Source organism: Enterobacter sp. SLBN-59 (assembly GCF_024807915.1).
GTDB classification, from domain to species: Bacteria; Pseudomonadota; Gammaproteobacteria; order Enterobacterales; family Enterobacteriaceae; genus Enterobacter; species Enterobacter asburiae_B.
Window position 1 is genome coordinate 829,775 of sequence record NZ_JANUFI010000001.1, and the last position, 9,624, is coordinate 839,398.

Here is a 9,624-nt window from a genome sequence, read left to right on the forward strand (position 1 = left end):
CGACGTGAATGGTGCGAGGGATAAACTCAGTCTGGTGCTCATCGCAGGGGTGCTGCCGCTATTTCTCATCCTGGTTTTAATCACCCCTTTGTGGATTTATTTCACCGGCGAGTCGTTTTTCATTTCCACTCTGCTAAAGCTCGCTGAGGTTCAGAATGACGATCTGGCGGTTTCGACGGTTTCGCCGCTACGCCAGATACTCCTGCTGGCGATCCTTTATCTCCCGGCGGGGCTTTTTGCCTTCGCTATCTGGCAGGGAATGAGCGTCACGCGACAGGTTCGTCAAAAGCAGATCCTCTCCCGGGCCCTGGCGAACAGCGTTCGCAACATTGCAATCGCAATGCTAAGCCTTGGGATCGCGCTGCCGGTCTGTCGCTTTTTGATCCCTCTCACGATCGCGTGGCCGGGACATTACTACCAGGTCACCCTTTTGCTTGGGGATTTTGTTCTGTTATTAACCGGCGGTTTGCTGCTGGTAACGTTTCACTCCCTGGTCGAAGGGATCAAAGCGGAAGAAGAAAATAAGGAGTTCATCTGATTATGGCTGTCGTGGTTCATCTGGACAAAATGCTGGTAGAAAAGAAAATGACGTCCAGAGCCCTGGCTGCCTTTGTGGGGATCACGGAGCAAAACCTGTCGCTGCTCAAGTCCGGCAAGGTTAAAGGGATACGTTTTGATACGCTGGCGAAAATTTGCGAAGCGCTGCAGTGTCAACCCGGCGACATCCTTTCCTGGGAGCCGGACAGCCCGGAATGAAGCGCCTGCGCCAGCGTTTGCAGCTCCTCCTTAAGCCAGCGGGTCGCCCCCCGCTGGCCGCTGCGTTTATGCGAGTAAATTTTCACTTCAAACGTGCGTATCGAAAACGGTAAAGGAAAAATCCTCAGGTCCGCTGCCGCAGCCAGCTTCTCAGCGGCAAAACGGGGGATCGCCATCAGCAGGTCGCTTTCGGCAACGATAAACGGCGCGCTGAGCATCGACGGCGTTTTGATCGCGATTTGTCGGGTATAGCCCAGCTGTTCGAGCCGCACGTCCAGAACGCCCTGCTTCTCATTCCATGGCGTCACCACCAGGTGTCGGGCCGCGAGATACTCCTCCAGCGTCAGACGCGTCCGCCGCGCGTTGCTGATGACCACATACTCATCTTCAAACCAGGCGATCTCTTCCAGTTCCGGGTGCCGGATATCATCCTGAGTGCTGAACCCCAGCGCGAGATCCACTTCGCCCGCCAGCAGTTCCGTCAGCGCCGGGCTGTGCGGCAGATAGCGCAATTCGAAACGCAAACCCGGGGCCGCAAGCTGCAGTTTGTGCATCAGCGCCGGGAAAATGCACAGCGCGGTAAAGTCCGTAATCCCAATTTGTAGGCTTTCGGTACTGCTGGCCGGGTCAAACTCCGGCTGCGGGGTCAGCTCATGATTGAGGAACGACAATGCGGAAGCAATGGAAGGCGCAAGCTGAGAGGCATACACGCTGGGGGACATGCGATGCCCTTCCCGAAAAAAGAGCGGGTCATTAAGGGTGATGCGCAAACGCGACAGCGCATGGCTCAGTGCCGATGTGCTCATCGCCAGCTCGTCAGCGGCCAGCCGAACGGAACGATGGCGGTAAATCGAGTCGAAAACGGGCAGCAGGTTTAAATCAAGACGCCTCAGTACCGAATGCATAATATTCATCATTTGTTGATTTCATTGCACTTAATTCTTCGGACAATACTCCGTATGCTTAACGCCATCAATCGTACACAGGCTAAAACACAGGAAAAACAATGAGCATCACCATTCGTCAGGCCCGCCCCGAAGATGCGGCGGCAATATACGCCATGATCTACGAGCTGGCGGTGTATGAAAAAGCGCCGGAAGAAGTGGTTACCACGCCGGAGGAAATCCGCGAAACGCTCTTTGGCACAGGCACAAAAACCGAAGCGTTGATCGCGGAGTGTGAAGGCAAGACTGCCGGCTATGCCGTGTTCTTCACCAGCTATTCGACCTGGCTCGGACGCAACGGGATTTATATGGAAGACCTGTACGTATCCCCGGAGTATCGCGGTAAAGGCGCGGGAAGAGCGCTGCTGAAACATATCGCTCAGCTCGCGGTAAAACGGCAGTGCGGCCGCCTTGAATGGAGCGTGCTGGACTGGAACCAGCCCGCCATTGATTTTTACCTGAGCATAGGCGCGCTGCCGCAGTCCGAATGGGTTCGCTATCGTCTTGATGGCGACGCGCTGCTGAAATTTGCCGAATAGCAACACGTGGTACCCGAGAAGATCCCGCCCCGCGGGGTCGCTCTGACCTGCCTTGATCCCGCCTCAACAGATGATGAATTTATGCTACCCTTCCATAAATTTCATAAACATATTGCAGAACGCCATGACGACAGCCCCTTTTATCCGCCCACAACTTTCCCTGCCAGACGGTGCCGACAGGCTGCTGTTGCACTCCTGCTGCGCCCCCTGCTCGGGTGAAGTGATGGAGGCTATCCAGGCTTCGGGGATTGACTACACGATTTTCTTCTACAACCCCAATATCCATCCACAAAAGGAATACCTCATTCGTAAGGAGGAGAATATTCGCTTTGCGGAAAAACACGGCGTGCCGTTTGTTGATGCCGATTACGATACAGATAACTGGTTTGAGCGCGCGAAAGGCATGGAATGGGAACCCGAGCGCGGCGTCCGCTGCACCATGTGCTTCGATATGCGTTTCGAGCGTACGGCGCTCTATGCGGCAGAAAATGGATTCAGCGTCATCAGCAGCTCGCTGGGGATCTCCCGCTGGAAAAACATGCAGCAGATAAATGACTGCGGCCAGCGTGCTGCCGCGCGCTATCCGGGTATGGTTTACTGGGACTATAACTGGCGTAAACAGGGCGGCTCCTCTCGCATGATTGAGATCAGCAAGCGGGAGCAGTTTTACCAGCAGGAATACTGCGGGTGCGTTTATTCGCTCAGGGACAGTAACCTGCATCGTAAGTCTCAGGGCCGCCCGCTGATTCGCATAGGGAAACTGTATTACGGTCAGGATGACAATGAGAAATAACGGGTTCCCGGTATAGAGATATATCCGAAAACACCCCTGATATGTACCGAATTTAGCCTAACGTCTCCCACATCCACAAAGAGCGGCTATCCTTTAATAATCAACAAAAGGAGGCAAAAATGTCTGATTTCGGTACTGATAAAAACACCCAGTTTGCTGAAGATAAAGCAAAAAATAAATTTGACGAGCTTGCAGGTTCCGCGCAGCAGCAGTTTGGTGAATTCGTTGATTCACCAAAGCATCAGGTAAAAGGTGCGGCCAAAAAATATGCCGCGCAGGCCAGCGATGCCGTTTCCGACGTTACTGAAGCTGTCAGAAATAATCCCCTTACCGGCCTCGTCGCAGCGGGTGCGGTCGGTATTGTTCTCGGCCTGCTGCTCGGTCGAAAATAATAAAAGGCCCTTCGGGGCTTTATTTTTCTTAGCTAAACATTCTGACCATGCGGTCTAACTCTTCCTCTTTCACTGCGCGCGATAAATAATACCCCTGAAAATTTTTGACGCCCAGCGCGACTAATTTTTCAAACTTTTCTTCACTATCAACCCCCTCGGCAATACAGTCCGTTCCGGTCATGTCGCTATAAATCTGTATCGCTTTAATCAGGTTATAGTCATTGTCGTTTGCCACAAAATGCTCAACGATGTCGCGATCCAGCTTGAGTCCATCAAAATGCACCTGCCGCACCGGGAACATGGTTTGATGGTTAGAGAAGCAGTCATCCAGAAATAATCGACACCCCGTATTACGCAAATGCCGCATGGTTTCAGGGATCCTTTTGTCCTTCGTCACGTCAATATCTTCAGCAAATTCAAAGACCAGCTTTTCGGCCCACTGCGGCTTGAGCAGCATGTCGATAGCTTTCTTTGCCATATCAGGCAATGCATTTCCGGAAGCCAGACGAGGCGGAATATTTACAGAAAAATAGTATTTTCCATTATACTTATTAATCCCTGACACGGCGGCATGGATGACTAACGCCGTTATTTTCAACCATATCTCATGATTTGAAATATCCGTGAGAAAACTGGCCGGCTTGACAATTTTACCGTTTTTATTCCAGCGGATCAGTATCTCAAAGCCTACGCCCTTTTTGTCACGATCGGTAATGATCTGATAAGCGGGGAAGATCTCTTTTTTATATAATGCATTAAAAATTTCTGATTCTTTATCCGTAAAATCCGTATTTTGGCTCCGCCGCTTGATACGTCTTTCCGCGCTGAAATTGTGCGAATCGTTTAGCCACCGCTTAATTAAGCGTAATTTCAGCACGCCTTCCTTACGGTGGGTATAAACCGTTTTATTAGAAAGCCCCATTTCGTCGCACATTTCTTTTACGGACATGCCGCGGTAGAAATTTAATAAAACGTCAATTTCTCTTTTTGTTAGCCACTTTACGGTTTCTTGCGAAGAATTATCCTTGTAGCGATCGCGTAATACGTACGAACGATCTTTAAAAACATTATGGTGTGTATGAATACAGGTTATGACATCTGAAACGCGGGCCAGTCGAATCAACGATAATTGATAACTATTATTTAAAAGAGTGCCCAGGGTGCGATATAGCCAGCTATCCGGCAGGTCGCCATACAGGGTGACGCGTCGAATAACGGGAAGTGCATTGAGTACGGACGCCAGTCTCTTCAGGCTCTCCAGGAGACTGACGATACCTTTTCCGAGAAACACCACAATATGAGCACTCTGATTTATAAGGATATTTTCAAGATCCTGTTGGGATACCTCATCCCCGTCAAAGTGAATATGCGAAGCCTGTATTCCGTACTGGTTAAGGATCAGACGATATCCCTGGAACGTAAAACCGCAGGCGGAGATGACAAATTTATGTTCATCGCACGCCTCATTTCTGAGAGAAATTGTGTGGGTCATAAACTGCTCCTGGGCACTGAGGCGCCATTTCCATTTGTGAATACGTAAAATTTAACGCACCTGTTATAAACATTAATTTTACAGTACAGCCTCAGGGTAAGAAACAGTTATCCGCTGAACTCACAGGAACATCTTTGCGTTAATCACCGTCGTTTAAATATACTTTTCTTTGCAAATAACAACGGCAAATATCTTATTCTCAGGGTATAATGAAAATTCCGAAAAAGAAGAGTGGACACTTCATCTATCGGCTCATTCAAATACGAGAAAAATGCTATGGATAATCACATCTCATCCAGGGCCTTGCTACATCGAAGGGATGTTATAAAGAACAATCCGCGATTCGGTGAGGCAATATTAGAGCACTACACAATTAATGACACCATCTACAAAAAACAACCTTTGTTCTACAAGACAATGCTGCAGGAATCACGGTTTAACATTATCCTCTCCATGTGTTGTTTTATTTTTGGAAATCAGGCCGAGTCAGTTTCAGAGATTAAAGAGTTATGCTCTCGCTATAAAATAGCCAGCCCCAACAGCGTGATTGCGATCATTACGATACTGAGAACCACCGGGCGCATCAGGACCTGGCGCTGCACGGATGACCGACGCAAAACGAGAATCGCGCCAACCGAAAAAGGACTCAATGAACTTAAGCGCTATATGTCCGGCGCTTTTTTGCCCGTCAGCATTCTTTATCCGGCATTTAATATTAATGTTAACCTGCTGGATAATGATATTTTGAGAAACAACTTTTTCCGCCGCGCGGCTGAATATCTTTTCCGGGGATTAACGTTCAGAAAGGTGTTACCTGAGGTGGGGTTATTTATTGATAAAGATGGCGGCCGCATGATTATGCTTTATATCTATCTGCAGGCCATGAAAAATAAATCCGCTCACGGTGCGGTCATTGACTATTCAGCCAGCACGCTCGCAAAGGAATTTTTTGTTTCGCGCATCCACGTCAACCGAATTGTCAAGTCGGCACAAGAGGCGGGTTATCTTAAAGATCGTGGTGATGGTCGGATGTCGATATACCCGGCGTTTATCGACCTTGTCGAAAATTATGCCGGTTTATATTTTGCGTATGTTACGCATTACATCAACGTTGTGCCTAAAGAGCGACGCCACGCTCACAACGTGACGTCAACCGTATAATCCAGCAGGCGTTCGGAGTTCCGAACGCCATTTCCCTATCGTTCCCGCAGCGCCTCTTTTGCCTTGTTCAGCGGTTTCAATAGATAATCCAGAATGGTTTTACTGCCGGTTTTAATATCAACGGTGGCAATCATGCCCGGAAAGACCGGAAATTCCTGACCCTGCTTATTGGTCAGATGGTTACTGTCGGTACGGATATAGACGCGATAGTAATAGACATCCCTTTTCACCTCATCCTGCAGGGTGTCCGGCGAAATCATGGTCACTTCCCCTTCCAGCCCGCCGTAAATGGAGTAGTCATAGGCCGTAATTTTCACCAGCGCTTTCTGGCCGGGATGAATAAACGCCACATCGCGCGGCGAGATTTTCGCTTCGACCACCATCTGATCGTCAAGCGGGACAAGGCTCATCAGCTTGCCGTTCGGCGGAATAACGCCTCCCACGGTCGTGACGTCAATATCCTTCACGATCCCGCGAACCGGGGCATTGAAGGTCAGTCGGGTCAGGGAGTCCTCACGCCCTTTCATCACCGAACGCTGGGCCTCAATCTCCGCATTGGCTTTCGCCAGCTCCTCACGGGCGCGAACGTAATACTGGTTTTTCATCTCGGTGATTTTATTCTCAAGCTCATTTTTTTGACGCTCAAGACGTAACACCTCAACCTTGCTGGCCGCTCCCTGGGTCACCAGAGGACGGGTTAACGACAGCTCGCGCTGCACCAGCTCGGCACCCTGACGCAACCCGGCCAGCCCTTTTTCGAGGCTTTCACGACGGGACTGGTAGAGCGCCGTTTCCTGTTTGACCAGCTCAACGTCGTCATCCAGCTCCTCCGGAAACGCGAGCTCCGTGTCGTTCACTTCGGCCTTCAGGCGCGCAGCGGTTGCCAGCGCCGCATTCAGACGAGACTCGCTCTCCAGCACGCTCGACTCGGTTTTTGTCCGGTCAAGCTGCGCGAGCTGCTGCCCGCGTTCCACGATGTCGCCTTCGCGCACCATCAGGCTGTGAATGATGCCGCCTTCCAGAGACTGGATGACCTGCTCATGCGAAGACGGTATGACCTTGCCGCTGCCGGTCGTCACTTCATCCAGATGGAACAGGCTTGCCCAGGCGATAAACACCGCCAGCAGGGCGAACAGGGACCATGCCACCAGCGACGAGCGCGGCAGGCGCGGCTCCTTCAGTCGGCTATTGAAACGAGAGAAATCATTCATGCCGCGCCCTCCTCTGCAACCGCCGCCGGCTTCATGGTCACGGTGCGCTGCGCGGCTTTCTGCGGCGCCATGCCGTGCTGGTGCAGGATCGCATCGCGCGGGCCGTCCATCACCACCTTGCCGTTTTCCAGCACGATGATGCGGTCGACCAGGTCCAGAATCGGCAGGCGATGCGTCGCCACCACCAGCGTCCGGCGTTTACCCAGCCATTTGTGAAGATGCTGAATAAACTGCTTCTCGCTCATTTCGTCCAGCCAGGCGGTAGGCTCGTCCAGCAGCAGGATATTCGGCGAAGTAATCAGGGCTCGCGCCAGCAGCAGCGCCTGACGCTGGCCGCCGGAGAGGCCAGCCCCGCCCTCGTTGATGATGTAGTTCAGCCCCATTTTCTGCTTGCGCACAAACTCCAGCGCGCCGCTGTTAACCAGCGCCTGATGAATCTCATCGTCGGTGGCTAACGGGTTCCCCATCAGGATGTTGTCCCGCACGGAGCCAAAGAACAGCCGGGCCTGCTGGCTGAGCAGCTGCATGTCGCGACGCAGGTCGGCCGGGTCCAGATGATTGAGGGCGATATCGTCGAGCAGGATGCTGCCCTGCTGCGGCTCCTGCATGCCCGCCAGCAGCTGCAGCAGCGTGCTTTTACCGGAGCCGTTGCGCCCAAGCACCGCCACGCGCTCTCCGGCGCGGATCTGCAGCTTGCTGATGTTGAGCACGGTGAGTTTTTCTTCCTCGTCGTAATAAAACCCGACGTCCTCAAGCGCATAGTCGCCGCGCAGGTGGGCTTTGTGCACCTTCTTGCCGTGCTGCGGATCGTCAATCGGGCGCTGCATCAGGTCGTCCAGCCCCTTGCGGGCCACCTTTGCCGACTGCCAGCGCGACAGCACGCCTGAGATCTGCGACAGCGGCGCGATGGTGCGCGACGCCAGAATCGAGGTTCCCACCAGCGCACCGGTAGTCATGTCGCCGCTGATGACCAGGTAACAGCCCACCAGCAGTACCACCGCGTAGACGATGGACTGCACCTCCTGCGTCCAGGTGAGCAGCAGGCCCGTCAGCCAGCGCTGCTTCATGCCGACGCTGGCGGCAACGTCGTTGGTGTTATTCCACTGGTTCTGGAAACGCTGCTCGGCGCGCATCAGCTTGATGTCTTCAATGCCCTGCACCGCTTCCACCAGCGTGGCGTTACGGATGGCGGATTCACGCATCCCTTCGCTGGAGAGTTTCCCCAGCGGGCGCTGCACCAGCAGGCCGGGGATGAGCAGCAGCGGCACGGCGAGCAGGACCACCAGCACCAGCGGCCCGCCAATCATCCACAGAATAAAGACGAACAGCAGGAAGAACGGCAGATCGGAAATCGCCGCAATGGTGGTCGAGGTAATGAGCTCGCGCACCGACTCCAGCTCGCGGATCTGGGCGATAAAGGATCCGGTTGATTTGGAGCGCGCGCCGTTTTTAATCCGCAGCGCGTGGGCAAACACGCGTTCAGAGATGCGCAGGTCGGCGCGTTTCCCCACCACGTCAGAAATATGCACGCGCAGCATGCGCATGATGAATTCGAACACGATGGCGATCATCACGCCGCCAAACAGCACCCACAGCGTGGCTTCCGACTGCGATGGCACCACCCTGTCGTACACCTGCATGGAGAAGACCATGCCGGAGAGCGCCAGCACGTTGGCCACCAGCGCCACCAGCATAATGTCGCTATAGCGTCGCCAGTCCTTCAGCGCCAGCTGCCAGAACCAGTTTTTCTCATAGGGTTTGATGTAGTCGTCCACGCGGGCATCCGGCGTGGATTCGAGCGGGCGCAACACCATCAGCCCCTTTAACCGCGCCCCGAGTTCGTCACGCGTCAGCGTCGTCTCCAGCCCCGCGTCGCCGCTAAACTGCAGGCTGACGTTGCCTTCGCTGTCCATGCGGTTAATGACCGCGATTTGTCCGCCGGTGAATTCCGCCAGCAGCGGCAGGCGCCACGGATCGAGGGATACCGCTTCAGCCGCCACCATACGCATCCCCAGCCCAAGCTGGCGCGCCATCTCCTCCAGCACCAGCTGGCGCGGAGACTGGCTTTCATGGTTAATCGTGACCCGAACATGCTCCGCCGAAAAGTCCAGCCGGTAGTGTTTCGCGATGATGAGCATGCCCTGCAGCCAGGGTTCGTACTGTGGATGTGTCTTCATAATGCTACGTCCTGTCCAGAGCGGTAATTTCGCACTGAAATGATACCTTTACGGAATGATTAAAAATCGAACGCTTTCTAAACGAGCCCGCAAAATAATCATGTGAAATATAGGGTTATGGCTATTCATGTAAAGAAACGCAAAAGGCCGCGGGGATCG

Annotated in this window: 10 protein-coding genes; 6 read left to right on the plus strand and 4 right to left on the minus strand. The window is 53.2% G+C overall.

What is annotated here, in order from left to right:
• Positions 1–4 precede the first annotated feature (4 nt).
• Together M2422_RS03905 and M2422_RS03910 are read left to right on the plus strand one after the other, a co-directional pair.
• Complete coding sequence (locus M2422_RS03905) at positions 5–538, plus strand: DUF2975 domain-containing protein (protein ID WP_096149881.1); 534 nt, start codon at positions 5–7, stop codon at positions 536–538.
• Positions 539–540: 2 nt separating this feature from the next.
• Positions 541–756: a helix-turn-helix transcriptional regulator gene (locus M2422_RS03910; protein WP_024908393.1), complete on the plus strand. Its 216-nt coding sequence runs from the start codon at positions 541–543 to the stop codon at positions 754–756.
• Here M2422_RS03910 and M2422_RS03915 read toward each other — a convergent pair.
• Positions 711–1,673 carry a LysR family transcriptional regulator gene (locus M2422_RS03915; protein ID WP_064672471.1) on the minus strand — a complete coding sequence of 321 codons (963 nt, stop codon included), beginning with the start codon at positions 1,671–1,673 and terminating at the stop codon, positions 711–713. The genes M2422_RS03910 and M2422_RS03915 overlap by 46 nt on opposite strands.
• 89 nt (positions 1,674–1,762) lie before the next feature.
• On the opposite strand from M2422_RS03915, the gene M2422_RS03920 reads away from it, so the two are divergent.
• From M2422_RS03920 to M2422_RS03930, 3 genes are all read left to right on the plus strand, one after another.
• Positions 1,763–2,239, plus strand: a complete 477-nt coding sequence (locus tag M2422_RS03920; protein WP_064672470.1) for a GNAT family N-acetyltransferase — start codon at positions 1,763–1,765, stop codon at positions 2,237–2,239.
• Positions 2,240–2,363: 124 nt separating this feature from the next.
• Entirely contained in the window at positions 2,364–3,032 is a 669-nt protein-coding gene (locus tag M2422_RS03925; protein ID WP_023311652.1) for an epoxyqueuosine reductase QueH, read from the plus strand.
• Between the two features lie 119 nt (positions 3,033–3,151).
• A complete protein-coding gene (locus M2422_RS03930; protein WP_023311651.1) occupies positions 3,152–3,424 on the plus strand; it encodes a YqjD family protein in 273 nt (90 codons plus the stop codon).
• 28 nt (positions 3,425–3,452) lie between these two features.
• Here the strand turns inward: M2422_RS03930 and M2422_RS03935 are convergent, their stop codons facing one another.
• A complete protein-coding gene (locus tag M2422_RS03935; protein WP_064672469.1) occupies positions 3,453–4,916 on the minus strand; it encodes an EAL domain-containing protein in 1,464 nt (487 codons plus the stop codon).
• A gap of 276 nt (positions 4,917–5,192) precedes the next feature.
• Here M2422_RS03935 and M2422_RS03940 point away from each other — a divergent pair, with 276 nt between their 5' ends.
• Positions 5,193–6,077 carry a hypothetical protein gene (locus tag M2422_RS03940; protein WP_033145482.1) on the plus strand — a complete coding sequence of 295 codons (885 nt, stop codon included), beginning with the start codon at positions 5,193–5,195 and terminating at the stop codon, positions 6,075–6,077.
• Positions 6,078–6,112: 35 nt separating this feature from the next.
• Here the strand turns inward: M2422_RS03940 and M2422_RS03945 are convergent, their stop codons facing one another.
• Positions 6,113–7,288, minus strand: a complete 1,176-nt coding sequence (locus M2422_RS03945) for an HlyD family type I secretion periplasmic adaptor subunit (RefSeq protein ID WP_029740549.1) — start codon at positions 7,286–7,288, stop codon at positions 6,113–6,115.
• On the minus strand, positions 7,285–9,465 hold the full coding sequence (locus tag M2422_RS03950; RefSeq protein WP_064672468.1) for a type I secretion system permease/ATPase: 2,181 nt from the start codon (positions 9,463–9,465) through the stop codon (positions 7,285–7,287). The genes M2422_RS03945 and M2422_RS03950 overlap by 4 nt, the downstream gene beginning before the upstream one ends.
• Positions 9,466–9,624: the final 159 nt, after the last annotated feature.